We start from the raw sequence: 24,060 nt of genomic DNA on the forward strand, positions 1-24,060 counted from the left end.
CTGCTAGATAAGGCCCGGCCGCGTTTCGGCAAGGGGTGGGAGAGCCGGGCGTCTTTCCCTTGAAACCTGTTTCGGATAACGGTATCCCGGGCAGCCGCCATGAAAACGTACCGCGACCATTATTTCAAGAAGGCCAAGCAGGACAACTACCCGGCCCGGTCGGTCTACAAGCTCGAGGAGATCGAAAAGGCCTCCCGGCTGCTTTTCCCGGGCGCGGCCGTGCTCGACCTCGGGGCCTGCCCGGGCTCGTGGACGCTCTACGCCGCCAAGCGCGTGGGGCCGTCCGGGCGGGTGCTCGGCATCGACCTCAACCCGGCCGGCACGGCCTTTCCCGGCCACGTCACCTACCTGACCGGCGACATGCTCGATCCCGCGCCCGAGATCGGCGAGGCGTTCTCGCGCCTCGGCCCCTTCGACGTGGTGCTTTCGGACATGGCCCCCAAGACCACCGGGGTGAAGTTCACGGACCAGGCGCGCTCGCTCGAACTGTGCGAGGCGGCGCTGTCCGTGGCGCGTATGCGCCTGAAGACCGGCGGCGCGTTCGTGGTCAAGATTTTCCAGGGGCCCGACGCCCCGGCCTACCTGCAGGGCCTGCGCGGGCATTTCGACAAGGTCCGCGTGGCCAAGCCGAAAAGCTCCCGGGCCGAGAGCAAGGAGATCTTCTACGTGGCCACGGGCTTTCGCCCCCGGCCGGCCGAACTGCCCGAGCCCGATCCCCCGCCCCTGCCCGACGCGGACGGCGCGGCGCTGTAGCGCCGCGCCCGCGAGAGACATTTTTGTTTTTCGCGGACAGACGGTGATTGCAACGTATTGCTTTCGGGCGGCGGCCAAGGAAATTGCCGAACGTCGCGCCAGGGAATACGTAGGGACGAAACCGAAAGACAAGCGACCGGGCGCGCCCGGTTCCCCCTATGTCGAGGAGGAGTGATGGCCGGACACAGCAAATGGCACAACATCCAGGCCCGCAAGTCGGTGCAGGACGCCAAGAAGAGCAAGTTTTTCACCAAGGTCACCAAGGAGCTCATGCTCGCCGCCCGGGCCGGCGGCGCGGACACGGCCCTCAACACGCGCCTGAAGTCCGCCATCGCCGCGGCCAAGGCCGTGAACCTGCCCAAGGACAAGATCGAACAGGCCATCAAGAAGGGCACGGGCGAGCTCGCCGGCGAGAACTTCGACGAGGTGCTCTACGAGGGTTACGGCCCCGGCGGCGTGGCCATCCTCATCGAGGCGGCCACGGACAACCGCAACCGCACCGTGGCCGAGGTGCGCCACATCCTGGCCAAGGGCGGCGGAGCCATGGGCGAGGCCGGCTGCGTGGGCTGGATGTTCTCCAAAAAGGGCGTGTTCTCCTTCCCGAAAGCCTCCTTCACCGAGGACCAGCTCATGGAGATCGGCCTGGAGCACGGGGCCGAGGAGATCGTCGACGAGGACGACGTCTGGGAGGTGCACTGCGCCCCCGAGGACTTCAATGCCTTAAGCGCCGCCTTCGAGGCCGCCGGCATGGTGTCCGAGGACGCCGAGGTGGCCATGATGCCGACCAACACCGTGTCCCTCGACGCGGAAAACGGCCAGAAGCTCCTGAGGCTCATCGATATGCTCGAGGACAACGACGACGTCCAGAAGGTCCACACCAACGGCGACCTTCCCGACGAACTGCTGGGATAGCAGGAAGAGGAAGACCGGGAGGGGCGTCGCCCCTCCCGGACCCTCCCTACCGGGGGGCATGATGCCCCCCGGACCCCCTCCAAGGGGTGCAGGAGGAGGGGGAGCGTCCACAGGATATTTACGGGCGGCCAGGGCGAGGGAGCGAGGGACGGGCATGCAGGCTGAGGCGGGACAGATCGTGCTCGGGCTCGACCCGGGGTCGCGGGCCACGGGCTACGGCTTCGTGCGGGAGCGCTCCGGGGTGCTGACCCTTGTCGCCGCCGGCGTCGTGCGCACCGGCAACGAAGCGGATTTCCCCCGCCGCCTGGGCGTGATCTACGCCGCCGTGGCCGCACTGCTTGCCGCGCACGCCCCGGTCGAGGTGGCGGTGGAGAACGTGTTCGTGTCCAAAAACGCGGCCACGGCCCTCAAGCTCGGCCAGGCCCGGGGCGCGGCCCTGGCCGCCTGCGCCGTGGCCGGGCTGCCGGTTTTTTCCTACGAGCCGACCATCATCAAAAAGAGTCTGGTCGGCACGGGCCGGGCCGAAAAATCCCAAGTGGCCTTCATGGTGGCCAGGGTGCTGGCATGCCGGGAAACTTTCGCCGTGGACGCGACCGACGCCTTGGCCGCGGCCGTGTGTCACCTGAACCAGAGGCGGCTGACCCGCCTGTGCGGGGCGCGATGATCGGCTATATCGAAGGCCGGCTGCTGGCCCGGCGCGAACGCTTCGCCATCGTCCTCACCCCGGGCGGGGTGGGCTACGAACTGGAGCTGCCCGACCCCGTGGCCGCCGGGCTGCCGGCGACCGGCGGGACCTGCGCCCTGTACGTGCACACCGTGGTGCGCGAGGACGCCCTGGAGCTCTTCGGCTTCGCCAGCCTGGACGACCGGGAGACCTTTCGCCTGCTGCTCGGCATCACCAAGCTCGGGCCGCGCACGGCCCTGGCCATCCTGTCGTGCTTTTCCACCGACGACCTGGCCCGGCTGGTGGCTACGGGCGACATGGAGGCGCTCACGCGCGTGCCGGGCATCGGCAAGAAAAGCGCCCAGCGCATCTTCATCGAGCTGACCTACAAGCTCGAGGGCCGCTCCGCCGCCATCTCGCCCCTGGCTGCGCCGGCCGGGCTCGGGGCCGGGGTGCTGGCCGACGTGGTGGCGGGCCTGACCAATCTGGGCTATGCCGATGCCGACGCCAGGCGCGTGGCCGGGGCCGTGCTCGAGGCCGAGCCCGACCTCGACGTGGCCGCCGCCCTGCGCCAGGCCCTCAAACGCCTTGCCTCCGAGAAGTCATGAACGACGCCTGCCCGCCTTCCGGCCCCCTGGCCGCCAATCCCGACGACACCATCCGGCCGTCGCGACTGGGCGATTTCATCGGCCAGGACGACCTGCGGGCCAACTTGAAGGTCTTTCTCCACGCCGCCATGGAGCAGGGCAGGCCGCTGGATCACAGCCTGCTCTACGGCCCGCCGGGCCTGGGCAAGACCACCCTGGCCCAGATCATGGCCTCGGAACTCGGCGTCAACCTGGTGACGACCACCGGCCCGGTGCTCGAACGCTGCGGCGACCTGGCCGCCATCGTCACCAACCTGCGGCGCGGCGACATCTTATTTATAGACGAGATCCACCGCATGCCCCCGGCGGTGGAGGAGATCCTCTATCCGGCCATGGAGGACTTCAAGCTCGACCTCATCATCGGCCAGGGGCCCGGGGCGCGCACGGTGCGCATCGACCTGGAGCCCTTCACCCTGGTCGGGGCCACCACGCGGTTGGGGCTTCTCACTTCGCCCCTTCGCGACCGCTTCGGCGTGATCTTTCGCCTGGAATTCTACGCGCCCGAGCAGCTCGCCCGCATCGTGACGCGCGCCGCCGGCATACTCGGCATCGGCATCACCCCGGCCGGGGCGCTGGTGGTGGGGCAGCGCTCGCGCGGCACGCCGCGCATCGCCAATCGACTCTTGCGCCGGCTGCGCGATTTCGCCGTGGTCGCCGGCGCGACCACCCTGGACGAGGACCTGGCCCGGGAGGCGCTGGCCCGCCTGGACGTCGACCCCCACGGCCTGGACCAGATGGACCGCAAGATTCTGGAGACGATCATCGGCCACTACGAGGGCGGCCCGGTGGGGGTGAAGACCCTGGCCGTGGCCTTAAGCGAAGAGGTCCGCACCATCGAGGAGATTTACGAACCCTACCTCATCCAGTGCGGGCTTATAAAGCGCACGTCGCGCGGCCGGGTGGCCACGGCCAAAGCGTACGCCCACATCAAGAAAGGAACGCTCGACTGACATGCCCGCCGCGACCCTTGCCGTGAACCTGCTGGCCCATACCCCGGACGCCTTGTCGCTCATCTACGCCGCCTTTCGGCAATGCTACCATCCGGGGTATGTGGCGGACATGTGGCCGCGCCTGCTTTCGGGCGAGATTCCCCCGGAAAAGCAGGCCGATTTCGTGTCGCGCATCCTGGCCTCGGGCCACGAGTCGCCCGTGGAGCACGTGTCCTTCACCTTCGCCGTGGCCGGCGTGTCCCGGGCGCTCTCCCACCAGCTGGTGCGCCACCGCATCGCGAGCTACAGCCAGCAGTCCCAGCGCTACGTGGACGCCGCCGGCTTCGACTACGTGCTGCCGCCGCAGATCGCCGCCATTCCCGAGGCCCGCGAGCGCTTCGAGGCGGCCATGGCCCAGGCCGGCGCGGCCTACGTCGAGCTCCAGGAAATCCTCGCCCGCCACGGCCGGGGGGCCAAGGCCAACGAGGACGCCCGGTTCGTCCTGCCCAACGCCTGCGAGACCAAGGTCGTGGTCACCATGAACTGCCGGTCGCTTTTGCATTTCTTCGAGCTGCGCTGCTGCCAGCGCGCCCAGTGGGAGATCCGGGCCATGGCCCAGGCCATGCTCGGGCTTTGCCGGGAGGCGCTTCCCGTCATCTTTTCCGGGGCCGGAGCCCGCTGCGAGCGGCTCGGCTATTGCCCGGAAGACGAGCGGTTCAGCTGCGGCCGCTACCCGCGCCTGGCGGAAATACCGCGTAGTTCGGTCTAAATCCCGATTTTCGACCTTCCCGTGTCGGTTCCGTCGCTCGTCATCGCCGTGACGGGTCTTTTACGTTTTCCGTATCCAAAGCGGCCCGGATACGGGAGAATCTTTTTTTGCAAATGAAATTGCCATGTTGTTCGTGTCGTGTTCATGACCGTTTCACTTCCCCGGACGCGGATCGGCAACGGCCAAGCGGGTTTTCCTTGTGGTCAACCAAAAAAGGGGGTGTTGGAAGACGAAAAAAATAAATCCTGGCTGCGAAAAATAGAGATATCGAGATGTCAGCTTGTGGAAAACGCGTTCACAAGTGTGTATAATGCACGCCCCGGACCGCAAACCCCCGTACGGCGCGGCTTCGCCGGAGGCCCCGAAACCCCCGTCCCTGCTAGGTCTAAAAAATATATTCATGAATTCAGTGCGTTGTGCTGTAGAGAACCGAAAGGCCCGGCAGGGGAAAGCGGCCCCTATCCGCTCTTTGCCCCGGAACCCGCCCTCCGTAATGTGCCCCCCATGGAAACGATCTGGCCCAAAACCAAGCAGCTCCTCGAATCGACACTGAGTCCTGGACTCTACAACCTCTGGATCAAGCCGCTTTCGGCCCGGGCCCGCGACGGAGTTTTGGAACTTTCCGCCCCCAACGCCTTCGTGGCGTCCTGGGTGCGGGACAGGCTGGCCGACGCCGTGGCCGAGGCCGCGGCCGTGGTCATGGGCTCGCGCCCCAAGGTGGTGGTGGCCGAGGCCCGGCCCGACGCCGCCGTGGCTCCGACGCCGAAGGTTCCCGTCGCGCCGCGCCCGATGCGGGCGCACAAATCCCTGACCCTGCCCGTGGAGCCCAAGGCCCCGGAACTCGTCGGCGACCGCTTCCGGTTCAGCTACGACGAATTCGTGGTCGGGCCCTCCAACGAACTGGCCTACGTGGCCAGCAAGGGCATCTGCGACATGTCGCTGTCCGCCGACCAGCTCTTCATCAGCTCCGCGCCGGGCCTTGGCAAGACCCACCTCATCCAGTCCATGGGCCGTCGCCTGTGCGTTGACGACGGCGACCGGGGACGGCGGCTGCGCGTGGCCTACCTCTCGGCCGAGGAATTCGCCAACCGGCTGGTCATGGCGCTCAAGACCAAGCAGGTGGAGCGGTTCAAGGCCGCCTTTCGCGAGAACGTGGACGTGCTGCTGCTGGAAGACGTGCACTTTTTCCGCGACAAGCCGCGCATCCAGGACGAACTGCTCAACACCCTCAAAGCCCTCAATTCCCGGGGCTGCCGGCTGGTGTTCACGAGCTCGTTTCTCCCCCGCGACCTGACCGGCCTCGACCCGCAGCTGCTTTCGCGCATCTCCTCCGGATTCCTGGCCGTCATCGACAAGCCCGACCTGGCCACCCGCAAGCGCATCCTGGAAAGCAAGGCCGCCATCCATCAGGTGCTTCTGCCCGACGAGGTCTCCACGCTCCTGGCCGACCGCCTCCACGCCGACGTGCGCCAGCTCGAAAGCTGCCTGCAAAACCTCGTGCTCAAGGCCCGGCTGCTCAACTGCCGCATCTCCGTGGACTTGGCCTGGGACGTGCTGCGCCACTACGACCTGACCGAGCGGCCCCTGACCCTCGACGACATCGTGTCCTACGTCTGCGACGTCTACCGCCTCTCGCCGGACCAGCTTGTTTCGAAGTCGCGCAAGCGCCAGTATGTGCTCGCCCGCAACACGGCCTTTCTCCTGGCCCGCCAGCACACCGATCTTTCTCTCGTGGACATCGGCAACCGCTTCAACCGCCGCCACTCCACCGTGGTCAAGGGCATCACCTCCCTGGAGCGCCACTTGTCCCTGCGCACCCCCCTTGGCCGGGAACTCGAACGGACCATCGAGAGCGTCCATGCCTGAGATTTCCAGACGTATCCCCGCGTTGCTCCCGCGCGCGCCCCGGCTTGGCCGGCCCTTGGCCGGACGACCGTCCGGGCGCGGCGCGCCGTACGGCATAGCCTCAGTCCGCGTCAGCTAGGGGGAGGCCGCCATTGGCCAGGCGAACGCCGGGCGCGCAAGCGTCCGGCGTTCGTTTTGGGGGCTGTACGGGGAAGGGGGCGCGAGGGAAGCGGCACGGCCGCCCAAGGGGGCCGGCCCAAACGCGTCAGTCGCCGGTCGGCTGCCGGAATTCGAGGCTGATCTCGGGGGTGGTGGGGCGCTGTTCGGTAAAAAGCCGCGTCACGCGCTCGCCGACCGCGGGGAGCATCTCTTCGGGGTAAGGGGAAAGGTGGACGCCGTGCACGATCCGCAGGTCCGGATGGGCTTCGCGGATGGCCTTTTCGTACTTGGCCACGAAGGGGCACTGCGCCATCATGCAATTGCCGAAATGCAGGATCTCCACCCCGGAAGCGACCAGGGAATTGACCCGGCGCAGGATGCGGTCGGCTCCTATCTTTCCCGGACAACCGGCGCAGCTGATCACGCCCTTGATGCGGATGTCGCCTTCGTGGCCGGAGAACTCGCCGGTCTTGGCGTAGGCCGCGTCGTAGCACAAAAATCCGCTGCACCCCAATTCCTGGACGTGGCTTGAGCACGTCAGGATGCCGACATTGGCCATGATTGCCTCCATGCTCACGCCTGCCTCCAGGCCGGCCGAGCGTTAAGTTTTGTGGTTCGGGAATTACGAACAAATAGACAATGTGTCAAGCCCGGGCTAACCGAAGGAAAACCGCCGGAAACGGCCGGCCCCGGAGACGCGGGCCGGACGGAGCGCCGGGGACAGGAGCACGCGCGTGAAGCCGCTTTACCATCCCGCCGCCGCGGACATCACCGTCGAGGGCATTCTCTACGCCCTTTCCGATCCGGTGCGGGTGCGCATCTACGCGGAGATCGTCCGCTCGGACTGCCCGCGGACCTGTTCCAATTTCCTGCGCATCGACGACCGCACCCTGCCCAAATCGACGCTTTCCCAGCACTTCAAGGTGCTGCGCGAGGCCGGGCTGATCCGAAGCGAGCGTAAGGGCGTGGAAATGCGCAACACGAGCCGTTGCGAGGAGCTGCGGGAACGGTTCGGCGACATGGTCGGGGCCATCATCGACGCCTACAAGGAGCAGTTCGCGCGCCAGGACGCGGCCGCACGGCGGGAGACTCCCGAAGTCTAGGGCCGCGTCCGGCAATCGCGTCCGGGCGAGCGGCGGCTCGCGGGCCGCAAGGCGTCGCCGCCGGACGGCAGGCGTCGCCTGAAGGCTCGGGCCTGGCCGTTGGGGAGCGGGGCGCGGGCCGGCCTGGCCGGTCTCAGCCCGACGCCGCTTCCGAGGCGGGCAGCGTCGCCGTGACCGTGGTCCCGTCCGCCTCGGACGTGGCGAAGCCGACAAGGCCGCCGTGGGCCCGGGCGATGCGCTCGGCGCTGTAAGTGCCAAGGCCCGTGCCCCGGGGCTTGCCCGAGGTGACGTACTTCTCGAAAAAGCGGTCGCGGATGGCCTCCGGGATGACGCCCCGGTTGTGGATGGCCACGCGCGCGCCGGCCTCGTCCCGGGAAAGCCGCACCGTGACCGCCGCGCCGGGCGGCGAGGCCTCCAGGGCGTTTTTGACCAGGTTCGTCAGCATCGTCTCGATGAGGACTTCCTCGCCGCGACAAAAGACGCCCATTGCCCCCGGCCCGGCCGGCTCGGGCAGGCGCAGGGCAACGCCCAGGGCTTCGGCCTGGGGAGCCAGCGTGTCGAAGACGTTGCGCACGATGGCGGCAAGCTCCAGGCGCGTGTCCGGCGGCCGGTAGTCGCCGCGCTCGATCTGCATGAGCTTTTCCGTGGAATCGACCAGGTCGACCACGCTGGCGATGCCCCGGTGCAGGCGCGGCACCAGCGGGCGCAGCTCCTCGTCGCGCACGTCGTCGAAAAGCGCCAGGGCCAGGGCCTTGAGGGCGTGCAGCGGCGCCTTGACGTCATGGCGGATGATGCGCTCCACGTCGCGGCGGAACTCCTCGTCCCGGCGGCGCTGGGTCACGTCGAAGCAGTAGCCGATGTAGCCGCCGAACGCGCCGTCGGGTTCCGTGAACGGACAGCCGATGTCGCAGATCCAGCGGAATTCGCCGCTGTGGTGCCGCAGCCGGTATTCCATCTGGAAGAATTGCCGGGCGTCGAAGGCTTTCAGGTAGGTTTGCAGGCACCTGTCGAAATCGTCGCGGTGCACGCCCTCGGCCCAGCCGTCGCCGAGCTCCTGTTCCAGGCCGCGGCCGGTGAAGGAAAGCCAGGTGCGGTTGAACCAGTCGCATTTGGCGTCGCGGCCGGCCCGCCAGATGAGCGCCGGCGCGTCGTTGAGAATGGTGAGATAGAACTGGGCCGTCTCGTTCGTCGCCGGACACTCCGGCCGAGGCGGCGCGTTGGGGGCCAAGGCCGCTTCGAGGGCGGCGATCCTGCCGCGCGCCGCGGTCAGTTCCTCGACGAGCTCTTCCTTGGTCTTGTGCGCATCCGGCATGGCGTGCGCCTCTGGTAAGACAATGGGGATTGCTTTCTCATGGCACAAATCGCGTCATGTGGGAAGCGTTCAGCCTTCGATGGCCACGAGTTCCACATCGCCGGCCACGCCGACCAGGTCGCCGATCTGGGCGAAGACGCCGCGCACGCCGCGTCCCTCCATGGCCTGGGCCGCGGCCAGCATGGCCTCGAGGTCGGCGCGGGCGCGCAGCATGTTGCCAAGGGCCGTGGCCGCCGCGTCGGCCACCGCTCCCCGGTCGGCCGCGACCGTCACCATGTCCGCCTCGCCCAGGCTCAGCGAATGCCCGACCGTGGCCGAGGAGGCGCACACCGCCGCCGGCAGCCGCTCGGGCGTGAAGGCGAGCGCCAGGCGCGCCCCTTCCACGGGCCGGGCGAGCAGGGCCACCGTGCGCTCCCGGGTGGAGCGCAGGAAGATGTCGCCGCCGTTTTCCACCACGATGTTGGGCGAGGCGTCGGCGAAGGCGTCGGCCACGGCCTGGGCGAAGGCCCCGGCCACGGCGGCGAAGGGCCCCACGCCAAAGCGTGCCGCCGCCTCGGCCATATCCCGGGCGACGGCCGGCGCGTCGTCGCGTACGGCCACGGGCGAAAGCGACTCCCGGAAGTCCGGGTGGAGCAGCACGTAGGTGGAAAGCTCCCGGCGAACCCCGGAGACGAAGGCGGCGATCTCCCGGCCGAGGTCGCGCTCGGCCAGGATGAAGAGGTCGGTCTGTTCCACCACCACCTGGAAGGCCCTTTCCCCGGGACGGGCGAGGAGCCCCTGGCGGTAGGCGCGCACCGGGTCGGTGAAGACGGCGGGCATGGCGGGCCTCCGTGGGCGATGTCGGGACGGCCGGACTATGCCCCAGTCGCGCCCCCGGGGGAAGGCCGGCCTTGGCAGCCCGGGACCGGGCATGTAAGGTCGGGCCCATGGAGCAGGAACGGGTCCGGGAGCGCGCCGCGCCGCTGGTTTCGGCCGTGATCCCGACGCGGGACCGGGCCGGGCTCGTGGGGCGGGCCGTGGCCTCGGCCCTGGCCCAGACTTACGCGCCTCTCGAAGTGATCGTGGTGGACGACGGCTCGACGGACGACACGCCGGCCGTGCTCGCCGGCCTGGCCGATCCCCGGCTGCGCCTGCTTGCCCACGACCGGGGGCGGGGCGTGTCCGCCGCGCGCAACACGGGCCTGGCCGCCGCCCGGGGGGAATATCTCGCCCTGCTCGATTCCGACGACGCCTGGCTGCCGGAAAAAACCGCCCGGCAGCTGGCCTTCATGCGGGAGCGGGGCCTGGCCGTCAGCCAGACCCAGGAAATCTGGATGCGCGGCGGCCGCCGGGTCAACCCGGGCCGGGTCCACGCCAAGCCCGACGGATTTTTCTTCGAACAGGCCCTCGAACGGTGTCTGGTCAGTCCCTCCACGGTGATGTTCACCCGCCGGTTTCTCGACGAGGTGGGCGGCTTCGACGAGAGCCTGCCGGCCTGCGAGGATTACGATCTGTGGCTGCGCACCCTGCTGCGCCATCCCGTGGGCCTGCTTGACGAGCACCTGGCCGTGCGCCACGGCGGCCGGCCGGACCAGCTCTCCGCCGTCTACGTCGGCCAGGACCTCCTGCGCGTGCGGTCCATGGCCCGGCTGCTCGGCCGGGACGATCTTTCGGCCTGGCACAGGACGTGCATAAAAAAGGAGCTGCGACGCAAGGCGTTACGCTATGCCCAGGGCTGCCTCAAGCGCGACCGGCCGGAAGAGGCCGCCCGGGTGCTGGCCCTGGTCGACGAAGCGGCGGGGCCGGCGTCACAAGCGGATGGAGACCCCCGATAAGGAAGGGAAGCGGGCCGCACGACGAAAAAAAGCAGAAATCCTTTGCCGGGATTCCAAAGGGCGGCAGCCCTTTGGCCGCCGGAGGCTTCCTTCCTGCCGATAGTGCGGCGGCTAGGGCGCGATTTCCTTCTTGGTGATGGCTTCGGCCTTGACGCGGGTGAGGGTGCGGGTGAGGCCGGCCAGGACGTTTTCGCGGATGTCGCCGGCGGCGACGATGAAGAGCAGGTCGTCCCCGGGCTTGAACACCCCGGCCCGGGCCTCGACCAGCACCCGGAACATGCCGGGCATGGCCTCGCCCTCGCGGCGGATGGCCTCCACGAGGTCCTGGTCCACGCGGACTTCGAGCCTGCCCACGGGAGCGCCGTTTCGAGACGTGGCCCGGGCCACGCCGTTGTGCACGAGCACCATGCCGACCTTCTCGAGGAAGCCCGGCTCGGCCTTGAGGGACGCGATGGTTTTTGAGATGTCCATGGGAGCCAAATAAGGGAGAAGCCCGCCGTTGTCCACGCTCTACATCACCAACCTGCTCGAGAAGCTGCCCCAGGTGGGCAACACCCGGATGGTGCACACGGGGCTTGGGGTCTGGGTGGCCTGGGACGGCCAGCTCGACTCCGCCTTCGACGCCATGCTCCAGGACTACGGCGGCTTCCGCATGGCCGACACCACGGGGCAGGCCTTGTGGTACTTCCTCGGCGAGGAGGGCCTGCGCGCCCTGGCCCGCATCCACGTCTGGGGTCGGGTCAACGCCTTGCCGATCTTCATCGAGGTCTTTCCGGCCTCGCTGCTGGTCAGCCCCAAGTTCGAGCGCGCCGTGTCCATCTCGGTGGAACTGTCCCGGCAGCATGTCATCCCGTCGGATTCCCTGGAGATACTGCTCCATCCCAACCTTAAGGCCCAGCTGGCCGGCAATCCCGGCCTGACGAGCGCGCCCATCAAACCGGCCTCGGGCCTGGCCCGGGTGCCTTTCGAGCGCTTCGAGGCCAACCCCGGCCTGGCCTACGACTCGGGCCTGAGCTGGATGGGCGTCATACGGCCGCTGGGCGACCCCCTGGCCCGGGACACGGCCGAGGGCTGGCGCAACATCGCGGCGGAGCTGCACGACATCATCGACCGGTTCGGGTTCAAATTCATGCGCCACGAGGGGTTTCTGCTCTTCGAGGCCCCGGGCCTGCGCCATTTCCGGACTTGGTGCCAGGACACGGTCACGCGCATCATGCGCCTCAAGGAGGAGAAGGACGCCAGCGGCGAGGGCCATTACTGGCCGAGCGTCATGGCCGTCGTGCCGTCCAAGGGGCGCACCTTCGGCAAGGACCTGCCGCGCCGGCTGGGGCTCAACTGGGACCTGCTGACGCCGGACTTCCCCCATATGAGCTTCCGCTCGGCCTTTCTCCTTGGCGACGAGTTCGTCATCCACGAGGCCAGGGCCCTGTCGCGGGGCTCCAACATCGACGACTGGTGCAACGTGAGCCTGGTCGCGGCCGGGGAGGAGTCGGACAAGACCGGCTCCCTGGTCGTGCCCCTGCCCGGCAGCCTGTCCGTGGCCGAGGCCTCGCCGTGCTTCTACTGCGGCCTGGGCAACCACGAGCCCCGGATGTGCCCGTCCAAGGCCCTGGACGCGCCCCGGCCGGAGATCTGGGACCGTTTCGGCCGGCTGCCCATCGCCGGCATGGAGGCCCTGTCCCAGAAGCTCGACGCCGCCCTGTCCGCCGATCCCCTGGGCGAGATGTACAAGCGCCTGGCCGCCAAGGAAGACGCGGACCTGCTTCTGGCGGCCATCTTCGAGATCGACCAGCCCCTGCAGCTGCGCATGCTGGAGGCGGTCTGGCGGGCCAAGGGCAAGGACCTGCCGGCCGGAGTCGAGCAGCTCGGCCGGCGCGAGGGGGACTTCTTCTGGGACGCCCTGACGGCCCTTCGCGAGCGCAACGCCGAGAATTACGAAAACCTGATGCTCCAGGCCCTGACCAAGTATCCCCGGTCCTTCCAGCCCAAGTCCCTCCAGGGTTTCGCCGCCATGGAGGCCGGAGACTGGACCAAGGCGGTCTATTATTGGCAGGAGTCCGGCCGGCTCAGCTACACGGGCCTCCAGCGCGCGTTCTTCCTGTGGCTCCAGGCCCGGGCCCTGGAGGTCCAGGGCGAGCAGCACAAGGCCATCGCCCTGTACCGGGAGACCCTCAAGGAAAGCCCCAAGTGGATCGAGCCCGTCTACCGCCAGGGCGTGTGCCTGGTGAAGATGGGCTTCACGGACCAGGGCATGCAGCTCTTCTCCCAGCTGATCGCGAGCGATCCGTCCATGTTCAACCGGGTGATGATCGACCCGGAACTCGAGCGCGGCCGGCCGCACATCCTGGCCGCCTTGTGGCGGGTATGGAAGCAGGCGCAGGAAACCTCCCAGACGCTGACGGCGAGCCTGGGGGAACTGTCCGAATCGCTGCGCGAGCGCTTCCTGGCCGGGGAGCCGTACCTGGTCGAGGCCGAGGAAAGGATCCAGAATCTGGTGAGTCTCGGCAAGTTGGGCAACTACGTGGCCTTCAAGGGCTTCGAGGCAGGCACCGCCGACGTCGAAGAACAGGTGAAGAAGAAGGTCGCCAGCGAAGTCAAGGTGATGCAGCAGGAGCAGGCCAGGCAGTTCGAGGACCTCAAAAGCGTGCAGCGCGAGGCGGCCTGGTTTCCCTTTCCGTCGCTTCTGCGCGAATTCAACAACGATTTCAACTATTGCGCCACCCGGCTCAACTGGATGCGCACCTCCCCCATGGATGAGCCGGCCAACTTCCACAAGAGCCGGGAATACCTGCCCGAGGTGGACGAGCGCATCCGCACCCTGCGCACGCGGCTCATCACCCTGCGCATCGTGCGCGACTCCACCTTTTTCTGCATGCTGCTCGGCCGCAACTTCCTGTGGATGGAGGTGGCGGGGCTGGGGCTGTCCCTGGTGCTGGTGCCGCTTTTCGTCTACCTTTTTCAGTCCTCGGGCCAGGGCTGGGTGGCGGACATGGTGGAGCAGCAGAAGTGGCAGCTGCAAAAGGGGCTGGTCATCATCCTGACCATCGCGGCCATGGCCCTGGCCTCCATCAAGACCGCCCTGTCCTTCGACTCGAAAAAGCGCAAGCTCTTCAAGCTGGCCGAGGAAGGCAAGCTGCCGGCGAAAAAGCCCAAGCCGAAGAAGAAGCCCAAGGCCAAGCCGAAGCCCAAGGCCAAGCCCAAGAAGTAGGAGGGCGGCGGACGCAAAAAAAGGCGGCGGGTCGCCCCGCCGCCTTTTTTCCTCGAGGAGGGAAAGGCCTAGACGCAGCCGGTGGGCTTGGGCAGACCGGCCATCTTGCAGGCTCCTTTGCCCGGTCCGGACGGGAACAGCTCATAGATGTGCTTGAGCTTGAAGCCGGTGACCTTGGAAAGGATGCGGACCATGGGAGCGATGCCGTTCTTCTTGTAGTAGTCCTGGAGGAACTCGATGACCTTGTTGTGCTCGGGGGTCAGTTCCTTGATGCCCTCGGAGTCCTTCACGTAGTCAACCCACTCCAGGGTCCAGTCCTCGAATTTCTGCAGGAAGCCGTCTTCGTCGACTTCGAACGTTTTTCCTTTGTACTCGACAGTAGCCATGCGCATCCTCCTTACAGGTTGATGAGAACAGCGCCCGGACCGTTTGCGCAAAACCGGGCGATTTCCAAGCGCCGCCCCGCTTGGCGGGGGGGCCTCACCCAGAATCAGAGCACCCTTGATGCCCGATGGGTCGATGTTGCACTGGCGAGCCGTTTTGAAGCCGCCGGCTCCCGAGTTATTTTTTTAACGTACTCTGCGTCGCCATGCATTGTCAATGCCTTTCGCTGCATTTGACGCGTCGTTTTGTCAAAATTGTGCATAAAATCACAATATTGTCTACAATGGCGGTCGAATTCCGTCGGTCAGGCGCTTTCCTCCCGAAGGCGGGAAAGGGCTTCCCTGGCGAAACCGATGTCCGGGTCCAGCGTCAGGGCGGCGTGCAGGTGGTGGGCGGCCATCTCCGTCTGCCCCAGGCGCTCCAGGCACAGCCCCAGGTTGGCCAGGTCCATGGCCGAGCCGGCGTCCTGGTCCAGGGCGGCCTGGAAATCGGCCGCCGCCGCCGCGTAGTCCCCGGCCTTGAACCGGGCCACGCCGCGCAGGTTGTAGTATTCCTTGACCTCCGGCGACAGGGCGATGGCCCGGTCGAGCAGCGGCGGCGTCTCGGCGTGGCGGCCCAGAAGCGACAGGGCGTGAGCTTGGTAGAAGGCGGCCAGGGCCCGGTCCTCGTCGCGGCTCTCCAGGGCCTCGGCCCGGGCGAAGCCGGCCAGGGCCCCTTCCGGATCGTTTTGGCGCAGGGCCAGCACGCCCTCGAAAAAGGGCAGGTAGGCGGCGTCCGGCACGATTTGCGCGAGCTCGGCCAGTCCCTGCCGGGCCGTTTCCGGGTCGGCCCGCTCGGCCAGCATCCGGCCCGTGAAAAGCCCGAGGCCCGCCGCCGGGGTGCGCTCGCGAAAGAGCAGGCCCGGGGCGAAGTTGTAGTTGGCGGAAAGCCCAAGTTCCGGATGGGTGGTGTCCACGGTGAAGAGCGGCTGGCCGCGCTCGGCCATGCGCTCGGCCAGGGCGGCCAGTTCGGCGGCGATGTCCGGGGCGGACACGTCGGGCAGGCTGTCGAGCGGCGCGGTCGGGCCGGCCATGAGCCAGTCCGCCTCTTCCAGGCGCGTGAACTTCGGCAGGCCCGAGGCCTCGTAGTTGCTCGACGTCTCGAAGTCGCCGGCCAGCTGGGCCACCTCGGTCAGGGCCCGGATGGCGGCCTTGGCCGGCGAGGAGGCCGTGCCGGCGGTGAAGACGATTTCCGAGGCCTGGGGGAAGGTGGCCGGATCGTAGGCGATGGCCCCCACCGTGGGCGCGGGCATGCCCAGGGAGAAGTCCTTGAGCAGGACGCGAACGCCCGTGCGCTCGAAGGCGGCCAGCAACTCGCGCAGGACCGGGTCGTGGCAGCTGGCCGGGTCGATGGTGGGAAGCGCCGGCCGGTCGCGGTCGATCACGGCGCAGACATGGCGCTCGATGAGCTCGCAGGCCCCCTGGAGCACGGATTCCTCGAAGCAGTTGCCGGCCGAGGAGCCGTTGAATTCGTTTAAGAGCTTGAACCAATCCAGCGGCACGGCGACCTCGGTCCCGGCGGCCACGTCCCGGGCCAGGACGAAGTCCCAGGCGTAGAGGTCCAGGATGCGCCGGGCCGTGGCCGCGCCGCAGGGGTCGGCCACGCTTGCGGCCACAAGCTCGGCCGGAAGCAGCGCCGGGCCGAAGAAGGCCTCGGCCTGGCTCCAGGTGGCGCGGGCGAAGCGGTCCGCGTCGGCGAAATAGGAAAAGAAGCTGAAGCGCTCGGCCAGTTCCATGAGGGCCGAGGCCTCGGCCTGGATGGGGGTCGCGCCCTTGCCCATCTGCTTGCGGGTGGGCATGACCGCCCGGGCCGATTCGCCGCAAAGGCTCATGTAGACCGGGATGCCGAGACGTCCGGTGTCGATGCGCCGGGTTTCGGCCAGCACGCCCCGGCCCAGCCGGGCGAAGGCCTCGCGGGCCCGGGCCACGGTCTCGGCCGGGGGGCAGATCTTGTCCAGTTCCAGGGTGTGGCCCTTGGGCCGGGAAGTCAGTCCGTGCAGGGCGTCGTTTTCGGGCATGGGCGTGTCCGGTGTCTAAAGGGTGCGGCCGGATCGGCAGCGTTGCGGACGGCGCGCCGCCCGCAACGGGTCGGGGCTCTGGGGGCGGGCGGGCGTCCGGCGCGGACCGGGATCAGGCATGCTTGCGGTGGCGCAGGCGGAAGATCTGGCACAGCTTGCGTTCGGGCTCGCCGTCGGCGGGGTTGGACTCCTTGTAGCCCACCACGCGTTCGGCGATGTGGAATTCCTTTTCGGCCAGGGCCATAAAGCGGCCGGCCTGGCGGCTGTAGTCCTTGACCAGCACGGCCTCGGCGGCCGGGTCCAGGGAGAGGTGGGCGACGAGGAATTTGGAAAGGCCCCGGTAGAGGTCCTGGAGGTAGAGGACCTCGGCCCCGAGGACGACGTCGAAGCGCCGCTCCAGCCGGTCGGCGGAAAAGTCGGCCCGGGCCACGTCGGCCCGGTCGGCCAGGCCGTTTTGCAGGATGTTGATCCTGGAAAAAAGCAGGGCGTCGGGATGGATGTCGGTGAGCAGGACGCGAAAGCCGCGCCGGGCCGCGAACAGGCCGCACACGCCCACGCCCGCGCCGAGTTCCAGCAGGCTGCGGTCCTCGCCCGGGCCGAGGTGGGGCAGGAAATGGGCGAGCAGCATGGCGGCGGGCCAGATCTTGGCCCAGTAGGGCAGTTCGATGGGCCCCTGGCCGGCGGTCTGGACCAGACGGTCGATGAGGGCCTCGATGTCGGCGATCTGAAGGATTTCGAGGGATTCGCCGGCCACGGCCACGGGTTCGAAGCGGACGTCGTAGCGGCTCCTGGCGAAATCGAGCAGCTCGTCCAGGGGGGCGTCGAGGGAAATGGTGCGGCTCACGATTGGCTCCCGTTTTGGTAGACAAAGGCGGCATATCGCAGATCCGGCGCGCAGGCAAAGAAAAAGGCCGGCTTTGGGGCCGGCCTTGGATTTTCGGTGGAGCGGGAAACGGGATTTGAACCCGCGACTTCAACCTTGGCAAGGTTGCACTCTACCACTGAGTTATTCCCGCTCAGGATCGGCTGTGGAGGCGGCATCCGGATTTGAACCGGAGAATGGAGGTTTTGCAGACCTCTGCCTTACCACTTGGCTATGCCGCCTCGTTCAAAGACCAACTTATCTACTTGCGTCCGGCCCGGTTGTCAATCGATTTTTTTCAACTTTTCCGCGCGGTCCGGAGCGGCGGGGCGGCCGCCGTTGCCGAGGCGCATTTCTGCCAAATCCGGGACCAGCCGTCAACAAGGAATTTGCCGCGAAAGGATATTTTCTTGTAATATGCAGAAATTAAAAACATTTATTGTGAAAAATTGCCCGGAAAGCGCCCGGGCCGTCCCACGGCAGCGCCGGCGGTGCGAAAAAAAGCGCTCCGGCCGCCGCCAAGTCCGGTGACATGGAACCCGCCGCTCCGACGAGGCACGGCCGGGGCGGCGCGGGAGGCCCGGCCGAGGGATGGGGCCCGGCCGCCCCCCCGGCCTGGCAGGGCCGGGCGTTGACATTTTCCCCGCCCGCCCGGACAAGGCGGCCAGGGGCGAGTCCCCCGAATCCGCGCCAGGACGTTCCGTCATGAACCGCATCGACCGCCTCGTCGGGCTCATCCTGTACCTGCAGTCGCGCCGGGTGGCCACGGCCGAGGCCATGGCCGAGCATTTCGGCCGCAGCGTGCGCACCATCTACCGCGACCTGCATGCGCTCGGCGAATGCGGCGTGCCCATCGCGGCCGAGGCCGGGGTGGGCTACCGCCTGCTGCGCGGCTACCACCTGCCGCCGGTCAATTTCAGCGAGCAGGAGGCCTGCGCCCTGGCCACCAGCGCCGTGTTCGCCGGGCGCTCGGGCGACGCGGACCTGCGCCGGAACATCGACTCGGCCCTGGCCAAGATCCGGGCCGTGCTGCCCGGGCCCGAGCGCGACCGCAGCCTGCGCCTGGAGCAGGGCCTCGGCACGGCCGCCCAGCCGGCCCCGCCCGGCCCCGTGGCCCTGTCCCTGGTGCAGCGGGCCCTGGTCCGCTGCCGGGCGCTGCGCTTCTCCTACCAGGGCTACGGCAAGGACGCGCCCGAGGAGCGCACGGTGGAGCCCCTGGGCCTGGTTTATTACTGCGACCGCTGGCACCTGATCGCCTGGTGCCGCCTGCGCCGCGCCTACCGGGACTTCCGGGTGGACCGCCTGGCCGCGCCGGAGATGCTCGCCGAGTCCTTCGCCCCGCACCAGGATTTCTCCCTGGCCGCCTTTCTCAAGGAGGCCATGCCCGAGCCCGGGCTGCGGGCCGAGGTCTTCTTCGACGCAGCAAGCGTCGACCGGGCCAGGCGGGAATGGTGGCCGGGCCTGGCCGCCGAGGCCCCGGCCGCGGGCGGCGCGGTCCTGACCCTGCGCGCCGTCTCCTGGCCGCATCTGGCCGCCTGGCTCCTGTCCTTCGGCCGGGGGGCCAGGGTCCTGTCCCCGCCGACCCTGGCCCCCCTCGTCGTGGAGCTGGCCCTGGAGGCGGCCCGGCACCACGCCGGCGACGCCGCGCCTTCCGGCCCGGCCTGACGCCGGTCAGACGGCCAGCACGAGCTTGCCCGCGACCTCCCCCCGGACCATGCGCTCGAAGGCCCCGCGCGCCTGGTCCAGGGGGACCACGGCGTCGATCTCCGGCCGGATGCCGTGGCCGACCACGAAGTCCATGAGGCGGCGCATCTCCTCCAACGTGCCCATGATGGAGCCGACCACCGAAACCTGGTTCACGATCAGCGGCAGCAGGTCCAGGGGCACGTGCTGCCCGGCGGTCACGCCGGTGACCACGAGGACGCCGCCCCGGGCCAGGCTGCGCAGGCTGTGGCCGAAGGTGGCCGCGCCCACGTTGTCGCACACGGCGTCGGCCTTGCCCGGGGTCGGCGCGCCGTCGGGCAGGACCACGTGCGCGCCCAGGCGTTCGGCCATCTCCAGCCCCCGGCGGCTGCGACTGGTGGCCCAGACGGTGAGCCCGGCGGCCCGGCCGAGCTGGATCAGCGCCGTGGACATGCCGCCGGTCGCGCCCTGGACGAGCACGGTCTGGCCCGGCTTGAGCCTGGCCCTGGTGAAAAGCGACCGGTAGGCCGTGAGCCAGGCCGTGCCGAGGACCGAGGCGTCCACGGCCGAAAGCCCGGGCGGCAGGGGGAGGACGTTTTCGCGCGGCACGGCCACGTACTCGGCGAAGGTCCCCTGGACCTTTTCGCTCAGCACATGCCAGTCCGGGGCCAGGGTCTCGTCGCCGCGCCGGCCCGGCCCGGTGACGAGCGGGTAGAGGACGACCTCGGTCCCGTCGTCGAGCCTGCCCACGCCGTCGTTGCCGAGGATCATGGGAAAGGGGATGGGCGTGGGGTGGCCGGTGACGCCGCGCAGGGTGAAGACGTCGTGGCGATTGAGGCTGGCGTGGCTGACGGCGACGCGCGTCCAGCCCGGCGGGATCTCCGGCTCGGGCCGCTGGCCCAGGCGCAAGGCCTCCAACGGGGCGTCGGGATTGGGCGTTTCCACATAGACTGCGAACATGGCGGGCTCTCCTTGCATCGGCTTGGGTTTTCCCGGGAAAGTGGCACGCCGCGCTGACAGCCCCATGGCAGCAGTCTTTTGCGGCCGGACGTCCTGGGCGAAGAAGGACTCCTGCCATGGGGCTGTCAGCGCGCCCCGGCTAGGTTGGGCCGCGTCCGCAACGGCGGGCGACGCAATCGCAAACGCCAAGGAGGCGCGAAATGGACACGAACATGCTCCCCAAGCCGGTGGCGGACTATCTCGCCGCGGCCAACGCCCACGACCCCGAGGCCGTGGCCGCCTGCTTCACGGCCCGGGCTGTGGTCGCGGACGAGAACCGCGAACACGTCGGCCGAGCCGCCATCCGCGACTGGATCGCCGCGGCCGACGCGCAGTACGCGCCGACCGTCGAGCCCCTGCGCGTCGAGGCCGACGGCCCGAACGTGGTGCTGTACGGCAAGGTGTCCGGCACGTTCCCGGGCAGCCCGGCGACCCTGCGCTTCGCCTTCGTCCTGGAAGGGGAAAAGATCGCGCGGCTGACGATCACGGAATAACCCGGTCCGCACCGTCGGAACAACAAAAAGCGCCCCCGGCCGCGAGGGCCGGGGGCGCGCAAAGGGGCGTTTCGCCGGGGGCTAGGTCTCGATGGCGATCTTCTTGGCGGCGCTTTCCACGTCGCGCGGCAGGGTGACGATGAGCACGCCCTTTTCGAAGCGGGCCTTGGCCTCGTCCTGACGGACCTTGCCCGGCAGGGGGATCAGCCGGGAGAAGGAGCCGTAGGACCGCTCGATGCGATGGTAGTCGTCCTTCTTCTCCTCGTCGGCGAACTTCTTCTCGCCGCGAAGGAGCAGGGCGTCGTCTTCCACGCTGAGCTCCACGTCGGCCGGTTCCAGGCCCGGCAGCTCGGCCTTGACCGTAACCACGCCGTCGGCCTCGCTCACGTCCACGGCCGGATAACCGGCCTCCTTGAAGAAGGCGGGCAGGGAGCCGAACGGTTCGCGCCAGAAATCCTCCATCAGGTCGGCCATGCTCATCGGCCGACCGGCAGCCGCGGACTTTTCCCGCAGCCGCGGCAAAAGACTCTTGAACATAATCCAACCTCCCTGAAAGGCTGTTTGATTATGCATCAAGAATGCGCACGAATCCGGTCTTGTCAAGGCCTGGCGGGCCGGCGGTCAGTTTGCCTCGTGCAGGCTCAGGGCGTCGAGATGCTCCAGTTGCTCGCGGCGGTCGAACCATTTGTAGGTGAATTTCACGTCGTTGCCGAGGATGCTGCCCTGGCTCGCCATGGAGAGGCGGCTTCGCGCCGACGTGCCGGAGCCCTGGCGGTGCACGCAGCTCACTGTGCCGCAATAGAAGACTTTCCATCCGGCCAGGCACAGTTGCAGGTCGTGGTCCGTGTCGTCGATCTGGGAGGGCGAATAGCGGATGTCGAAGGCCGGGGCGTCGGCGAGCGACGCCGTGCGCAGGAGGTGCTGGCAGCCCATGACCACCCGCGTTTCCCGGATCACGTCGTAAAGCCCGATGTCGTACTGCTGGTAGGGCGTGGGCAGGCTCACCCGGATGGCCTCGGGGTGGGCCAGGGAGACGTGGCGGTAGAGGTACTGGAGCAGGGGGAAGCGGCCCGGGAAGACGACCTTGCAGCCCACGTTGCCGATGCGCGGGTCGCTCTCGGCCACGGTCAGCATGTGGGCCAGCCAGTCGGGCTGGACGTAGACGTCGTCGTCGAGGAAGGCGACGAACTCGCTTTCCCGGGTGGCCGGCTGGGCCAGCAGCCAGTTGCGGGCCGCGGGCGCGCCCACGTTGACAGGGAGGCTTATGATCTCCACCTCGTTTTCCGGAAAAAGCTCCCGGGCCCGGCCGGCCACGGCCAGGCTGTCGTCGGTGCAGCCGTTTAAGAGGATCTTGAGGCGGGCCGGGCCGATGTCGCTGCCGCGCAGGCTCTCCAGGGTCTCGCCCAGGATGGCGGCCTTGTTGAAGCTGTAAAGGTAGACGCTCACGCGCTTGTCGGCGACGAGGGCGCGGTCGGGCCGGAAGGGGGCGGCCAGCTCCCGGCGGCGCAGGGCGAAGGGCCGCTGGCGCGGGTCCAGGGCGATGGCCTTGTCGTAGAGCGCCAGGGCCGTTTCCGTGTCGCCCCGCCAGCGGTGCATCTCGGCCGCCCGGGCCAGGGTGAAGGGGTCGTCGGCCAGGGGCGCGACGTCCTGCCACAGGGCGAAGGCCGCTTCCATGTCGCCGAGGCCGGCGGCGTGGTTGAACAGGCGCTTGTTCCACAGCGGCGAGAGCACCTTGGGGCAGCGGAAGCCGGCGAAGGCCTGGCTCGGCGGGCTGCCCTCGAAAAAATCCAGGTTGAGCAGCAGGTCGGCGTAGCGCACGGCCATGGGGTGGCGGGCCAGCACCTTCTCGCAGATGGTCCGGATGTCGTCGCCCTGGAACTTGAACGAGGACTTGCGCAGCTGCTCGAAGACGTCCTGCTCGACGTGGGTCCCCTCCAGCACCTTGAGAAGGCCCTGCGCGCCCGGGGCGATGCCGGAACTGAGCCCGAGCCCCAGGATGGACGGATCGAAGTTGGCCAGGTGCACGGCCGAGCGGATGGCGTGCTCCAGAAGCGCGCGCGGCTCGTCGGGCAGGTCCGGGACGTTGGCGTCGAGCACGCGGTTGACGAAGCACACCGCCATGGGGAGGTCGATCTGGAAGGCGTCGAGATAGTTGCGGTAGTAGCGGCAGGCCTTTTCCAGGGGCAGGGCTTCCAGTTCCCCGGTGATGCCGGCGAGTTTTTCCGATGCCTCTTGGGCCATGCGGGACCTCCGTGTCGGTGCGTTCTCGGACGTCAGCGGCGCGGCGCGGCTCGGACGGCGCGGCCAAACGTGCCGGTCGCCGACGAAATGCAAGTATGGTTCCAGAAAGGCGGATCAGGGCTGCCGCTTGCCGGAGACGAGCTCCAGGAGCTTCCAGCCCTCGTCGGAGAAGTCCCCTTCGGTGTCGGAAAGAAAAACCACCGCGGCCCCGTCCTCGGGAGACAGGAGCACCAGGGCGAAGTAGCCGCCCGAACGGCCGGCGTGGAGCACGTATTCCTTGCCGGCGAAGTTCATGACGTTCCAGAAAAGGCCGATGTAGAGCGTGGGAATGGAGGAGACGTGCTTGCGCGGCAGTTGGGCGAGCTTCATGGCCGGCAGCTGGGGCGTGGGCACGATGCCCAGGTTGGCCGCCGCGTAGGCGAGCAGGTCCTCGGCCGTGGAGCGGAAGGCCCCGGCCCCTTCGAGGCCCGTCACGTCCCAGTTGGGCGTCACGTTGCCGTCGGCGGCGTGGCCCCGGGTCATGCGCGCGGCCTGGTCCGGGGTCAGGGCGATGGTCGTGTCGCGCATGAAAAGGGGCGCGCAAAGCCGCGTCTTGACGAGCGTCTCGTAGTCCGTGTCCCACAGCCGGGCCAGGATCAGGCCGGCCACGCCGGCGGCGGTGTTGCTGTAGTAGAAGTCCTGGCCGATGGGCGCGATGGGCTTGGCCGTGCGCAGGTAGTCCAGGAGCATGGCCGTGGAATAGCCGGCCATGGGGTTTCGCGGGTCGGTGGAGGGCAGGTTGGCGGGCGTTTCGGGCAGGCCCGAGGTGTGGGTGGCCAGGTCGAGCAGGCTCACCCAGAACAGCGGCGAATCCTTGGCGATGACCCCCTGGGGCAGGTAGAGGCGCATGGGGTCGGTGACGCGCAGCCGGCCTTCCATGACGGCCTGGGCCAGCATCTGGCCGGTGAAGGTCTTGGTGATGGAGCCGATCTCGAACAGGGTGCGCCCGTCGGGCGGGGCGGAGTCGCGGCCTTCGCCGAAGTGGCCGAAGCCGTAGGTCGCCCGGCCGGACGCGTTCACGAAGCCGACGACCAGGCCGTGGACCCGGCCGGATTGCGTCAGTTTTCCGACGAGTTGCGCCGTGGCCCGGGCGTTCGGCAGCGTCTCGGGTTTCCCGGCCGCCCGGGCGGCTGCGGGCAGGAGGGTCAGGACGAGCAGGGCGGGGAGAAAAAGGCGCATGGCGTGTT

General features: G+C 68.4%; 23 protein-coding genes and 2 tRNA genes. 12 read left to right on the forward strand and 13 right to left on the reverse strand.

Annotated elements, in window-relative coordinates; translation table 11 throughout:
• The first annotated feature begins 99 nt into the window (after positions 1–99).
• The 7 genes from Q1K70_RS13205 (at position 100) to Q1K70_RS13235 (ending at position 6,540) form a co-directional block, all read left to right on the forward strand.
• Entirely contained in the window at positions 100–753 is a 654-nt protein-coding gene (locus tag Q1K70_RS13205) for an RlmE family RNA methyltransferase (RefSeq protein WP_300160384.1), read from the forward strand.
• 174 nt (positions 754–927) lie between these two features.
• On the forward strand, positions 928–1,665 hold the full coding sequence (locus Q1K70_RS13210; RefSeq protein WP_300160387.1) for a YebC/PmpR family DNA-binding transcriptional regulator: 738 nt from the start codon (positions 928–930) through the stop codon (positions 1,663–1,665).
• Positions 1,666–1,819: 154 nt separating this feature from the next.
• Entirely contained in the window at positions 1,820–2,329 is a 510-nt protein-coding gene (gene ruvC, locus Q1K70_RS13215) for a crossover junction endodeoxyribonuclease RuvC (protein ID WP_300160389.1), read from the forward strand.
• The gene (gene ruvA / locus Q1K70_RS13220; RefSeq protein ID WP_300160392.1) at positions 2,326–2,937 is read left to right on the forward strand and encodes a Holliday junction branch migration protein RuvA; all 612 of its coding nucleotides are present in this window, start codon (positions 2,326–2,328) and stop codon (positions 2,935–2,937) included. The genes ruvC and ruvA overlap by 4 nt, the downstream gene beginning before the upstream one ends.
• Positions 2,934–3,926, forward strand: a complete 993-nt coding sequence (ruvB, locus tag Q1K70_RS13225) for a Holliday junction branch migration DNA helicase RuvB (RefSeq protein WP_300160395.1) — start codon at positions 2,934–2,936, stop codon at positions 3,924–3,926. The genes ruvA and ruvB overlap by 4 nt, the downstream gene beginning before the upstream one ends.
• A gap of 1 nt (position 3,927) precedes the next feature.
• A complete protein-coding gene (gene thyX / locus Q1K70_RS13230; RefSeq protein WP_300160398.1) occupies positions 3,928–4,674 on the forward strand; it encodes an FAD-dependent thymidylate synthase in 747 nt (248 codons plus the stop codon).
• Positions 4,675–5,178: 504 nt separating this feature from the next.
• On the forward strand, positions 5,179–6,540 hold the full coding sequence (locus Q1K70_RS13235) for a DnaA/Hda family protein (RefSeq protein WP_300160401.1): 1,362 nt from the start codon (positions 5,179–5,181) through the stop codon (positions 6,538–6,540).
• Between the two features lie 244 nt (positions 6,541–6,784).
• Here Q1K70_RS13235 and Q1K70_RS13240 read toward each other — a convergent pair whose 3' ends face one another.
• Positions 6,785–7,249, reverse strand: a complete 465-nt coding sequence (locus Q1K70_RS13240; protein ID WP_300160478.1) for a CGGC domain-containing protein — start codon at positions 7,247–7,249, stop codon at positions 6,785–6,787.
• 163 nt (positions 7,250–7,412) lie between these two features.
• Here Q1K70_RS13240 and Q1K70_RS13245 point away from each other — a divergent pair, with 163 nt between their 5' ends.
• Positions 7,413–7,781 (forward strand): helix-turn-helix domain-containing protein, encoded by a 369-nt coding sequence (locus tag Q1K70_RS13245; RefSeq protein ID WP_300160404.1) that lies wholly within the window; start codon positions 7,413–7,415, stop codon positions 7,779–7,781.
• A gap of 133 nt (positions 7,782–7,914) precedes the next feature.
• Here the strand turns inward: Q1K70_RS13245 and Q1K70_RS13250 are convergent, their stop codons facing one another.
• Positions 7,915–9,093, reverse strand: coding sequence for a PAS domain-containing sensor histidine kinase (locus tag Q1K70_RS13250; protein ID WP_300160407.1), 1,179 nt, complete (start codon positions 9,091–9,093; stop codon positions 7,915–7,917).
• Positions 9,094–9,162: 69 nt separating this feature from the next.
• Complete coding sequence (locus Q1K70_RS13255; protein ID WP_300160410.1) at positions 9,163–9,912, reverse strand: UPF0280 family protein; 750 nt, start codon at positions 9,910–9,912, stop codon at positions 9,163–9,165.
• A gap of 107 nt (positions 9,913–10,019) precedes the next feature.
• On the opposite strand from Q1K70_RS13255, the gene Q1K70_RS13260 reads away from it, so the two are divergent.
• Positions 10,020–10,907, forward strand: a complete 888-nt coding sequence (locus Q1K70_RS13260) for a glycosyltransferase family A protein (protein ID WP_300160413.1) — start codon at positions 10,020–10,022, stop codon at positions 10,905–10,907.
• Between the two features lie 111 nt (positions 10,908–11,018).
• On the opposite strand, the gene Q1K70_RS13265 is transcribed toward Q1K70_RS13260, so the two are convergent.
• Positions 11,019–11,378: a molybdenum cofactor biosynthesis protein MoaE gene (locus Q1K70_RS13265; protein ID WP_300160416.1), complete on the reverse strand. Its 360-nt coding sequence runs from the start codon at positions 11,376–11,378 to the stop codon at positions 11,019–11,021.
• A gap of 28 nt (positions 11,379–11,406) precedes the next feature.
• Here Q1K70_RS13265 and Q1K70_RS13270 point away from each other — a divergent pair, with 28 nt between their 5' ends.
• Positions 11,407–14,115 (forward strand): tetratricopeptide repeat protein, encoded by a 2,709-nt coding sequence (locus tag Q1K70_RS13270; protein WP_300160419.1) that lies wholly within the window; start codon positions 11,407–11,409, stop codon positions 14,113–14,115.
• Between the two features lie 68 nt (positions 14,116–14,183).
• Here Q1K70_RS13270 and Q1K70_RS13275 read toward each other — a convergent pair whose 3' ends face one another.
• The 5 genes from Q1K70_RS13275 to Q1K70_RS13295 form a co-directional block, all read right to left on the reverse strand.
• Positions 14,184–14,501: a TusE/DsrC/DsvC family sulfur relay protein gene (locus tag Q1K70_RS13275; RefSeq protein WP_006921540.1), complete on the reverse strand. Its 318-nt coding sequence runs from the start codon at positions 14,499–14,501 to the stop codon at positions 14,184–14,186.
• 302 nt (positions 14,502–14,803) lie between these two features.
• Positions 14,804–16,555, reverse strand: a complete 1,752-nt coding sequence (locus tag Q1K70_RS13280) for a YcaO-like family protein (protein WP_300160433.1) — start codon at positions 16,553–16,555, stop codon at positions 14,804–14,806.
• 112 nt (positions 16,556–16,667) lie between these two features.
• Complete coding sequence (locus Q1K70_RS13285; RefSeq protein WP_300160436.1) at positions 16,668–17,399, reverse strand: methyltransferase; 732 nt, start codon at positions 17,397–17,399, stop codon at positions 16,668–16,670.
• Between the two features lie 97 nt (positions 17,400–17,496).
• Positions 17,497–17,571 (reverse strand) — tRNA-Gly (locus tag Q1K70_RS13290).
• A gap of 13 nt (positions 17,572–17,584) precedes the next feature.
• Positions 17,585–17,659: transfer RNA gene (locus tag Q1K70_RS13295), tRNA-Cys, on the reverse strand.
• A 463-nt stretch (positions 17,660–18,122) separates the two neighbouring features.
• On the opposite strand from Q1K70_RS13295, the gene Q1K70_RS13300 reads away from it, so the two are divergent.
• The gene (locus Q1K70_RS13300) at positions 18,123–19,082 is read left to right on the forward strand and encodes a YafY family protein (protein WP_300160439.1); all 960 of its coding nucleotides are present in this window, start codon (positions 18,123–18,125) and stop codon (positions 19,080–19,082) included.
• Positions 19,083–19,088: 6 nt separating this feature from the next.
• Here Q1K70_RS13300 and Q1K70_RS13305 read toward each other — a convergent pair whose 3' ends face one another.
• Positions 19,089–20,060 (reverse strand): zinc-binding dehydrogenase, encoded by a 972-nt coding sequence (locus Q1K70_RS13305; RefSeq protein ID WP_300160442.1) that lies wholly within the window; start codon positions 20,058–20,060, stop codon positions 19,089–19,091.
• Between the two features lie 200 nt (positions 20,061–20,260).
• Here Q1K70_RS13305 and Q1K70_RS13310 point away from each other — a divergent pair, with 200 nt between their 5' ends.
• On the forward strand, positions 20,261–20,593 hold the full coding sequence (locus tag Q1K70_RS13310) for a nuclear transport factor 2 family protein (RefSeq protein WP_300160445.1): 333 nt from the start codon (positions 20,261–20,263) through the stop codon (positions 20,591–20,593).
• 81 nt (positions 20,594–20,674) lie between these two features.
• Here Q1K70_RS13310 and Q1K70_RS13315 read toward each other — a convergent pair whose 3' ends face one another.
• From Q1K70_RS13315 to Q1K70_RS13325, 3 genes are all read right to left on the reverse strand, one after another.
• Positions 20,675–21,130 carry an Hsp20/alpha crystallin family protein gene (locus Q1K70_RS13315; protein WP_300160448.1) on the reverse strand — a complete coding sequence of 152 codons (456 nt, stop codon included), beginning with the start codon at positions 21,128–21,130 and terminating at the stop codon, positions 20,675–20,677.
• A gap of 84 nt (positions 21,131–21,214) precedes the next feature.
• Entirely contained in the window at positions 21,215–22,834 is a 1,620-nt protein-coding gene (locus Q1K70_RS13320; RefSeq protein WP_300160451.1) for a glycosyltransferase, read from the reverse strand.
• Between the two features lie 114 nt (positions 22,835–22,948).
• A complete protein-coding gene (locus Q1K70_RS13325) occupies positions 22,949–24,052 on the reverse strand; it encodes a serine hydrolase domain-containing protein (protein ID WP_300160454.1) in 1,104 nt (367 codons plus the stop codon).
• Positions 24,053–24,060 lie beyond the last annotated feature (8 nt).

The organism is Solidesulfovibrio sp., from assembly GCF_029978005.1.
In the GTDB taxonomy this organism is placed as follows: Bacteria; Desulfobacterota; Desulfovibrionia; order Desulfovibrionales; family Desulfovibrionaceae; genus Solidesulfovibrio.

Bases quoted from the DNA above. Each gene is read 5' to 3' on its own strand.
- Q1K70_RS13320 (WP_300160451.1), bottom strand. From the start codon at position 22,834: ATGGCCCAAGAGGCATCGGAAAAACTCGCCGGCATCACCGGGGAACTG.
- Q1K70_RS13315 (WP_300160448.1), bottom strand. From the start codon at position 21,130: ATGTTCAAGAGTCTTTTGCCGCGGCTGCGGGAAAAGTCCGCGGCTGCC.
- Q1K70_RS13280 (WP_300160433.1), bottom strand. From the start codon at position 16,555: ATGCCCGAAAACGACGCCCTGCACGGACTGACTTCCCGGCCCAAGGGC.
- Q1K70_RS13235 (WP_300160401.1), top strand. From the start codon at position 5,179: ATGGAAACGATCTGGCCCAAAACCAAGCAGCTCCTCGAATCGACACTG.
- Q1K70_RS13240 (WP_300160478.1), bottom strand. From the start codon at position 7,249: ATGGAGGCAATCATGGCCAATGTCGGCATCCTGACGTGCTCAAGCCAC.
- Q1K70_RS13325 (WP_300160454.1), bottom strand. From the start codon at position 24,052: ATGCGCCTTTTTCTCCCCGCCCTGCTCGTCCTGACCCTCCTGCCCGCA.
- Q1K70_RS13265 (WP_300160416.1), bottom strand. From the start codon at position 11,378: ATGGACATCTCAAAAACCATCGCGTCCCTCAAGGCCGAGCCGGGCTTC.
- ruvC (WP_300160389.1), top strand. From the start codon at position 1,820: ATGCAGGCTGAGGCGGGACAGATCGTGCTCGGGCTCGACCCGGGGTCG.
- ruvB (WP_300160395.1), top strand. From the start codon at position 2,934: ATGAACGACGCCTGCCCGCCTTCCGGCCCCCTGGCCGCCAATCCCGAC.
- Q1K70_RS13260 (WP_300160413.1), top strand. From the start codon at position 10,020: ATGGAGCAGGAACGGGTCCGGGAGCGCGCCGCGCCGCTGGTTTCGGCC.
- ruvA (WP_300160392.1), top strand. From the start codon at position 2,326: ATGATCGGCTATATCGAAGGCCGGCTGCTGGCCCGGCGCGAACGCTTC.
- Q1K70_RS13300 (WP_300160439.1), top strand. From the start codon at position 18,123: ATGAACCGCATCGACCGCCTCGTCGGGCTCATCCTGTACCTGCAGTCG.
- Q1K70_RS13250 (WP_300160407.1), bottom strand. From the start codon at position 9,093: ATGCCGGATGCGCACAAGACCAAGGAAGAGCTCGTCGAGGAACTGACC.
- Q1K70_RS13275 (WP_006921540.1), bottom strand. From the start codon at position 14,501: ATGGCTACTGTCGAGTACAAAGGAAAAACGTTCGAAGTCGACGAAGAC.
- Q1K70_RS13210 (WP_300160387.1), top strand. From the start codon at position 928: ATGGCCGGACACAGCAAATGGCACAACATCCAGGCCCGCAAGTCGGTG.
- Q1K70_RS13310 (WP_300160445.1), top strand. From the start codon at position 20,261: ATGGACACGAACATGCTCCCCAAGCCGGTGGCGGACTATCTCGCCGCG.
- Q1K70_RS13205 (WP_300160384.1), top strand. From the start codon at position 100: ATGAAAACGTACCGCGACCATTATTTCAAGAAGGCCAAGCAGGACAAC.
- thyX (WP_300160398.1), top strand. From the start codon at position 3,928: ATGCCCGCCGCGACCCTTGCCGTGAACCTGCTGGCCCATACCCCGGAC.
- Q1K70_RS13305 (WP_300160442.1), bottom strand. From the start codon at position 20,060: ATGTTCGCAGTCTATGTGGAAACGCCCAATCCCGACGCCCCGTTGGAG.
- Q1K70_RS13255 (WP_300160410.1), bottom strand. From the start codon at position 9,912: ATGCCCGCCGTCTTCACCGACCCGGTGCGCGCCTACCGCCAGGGGCTC.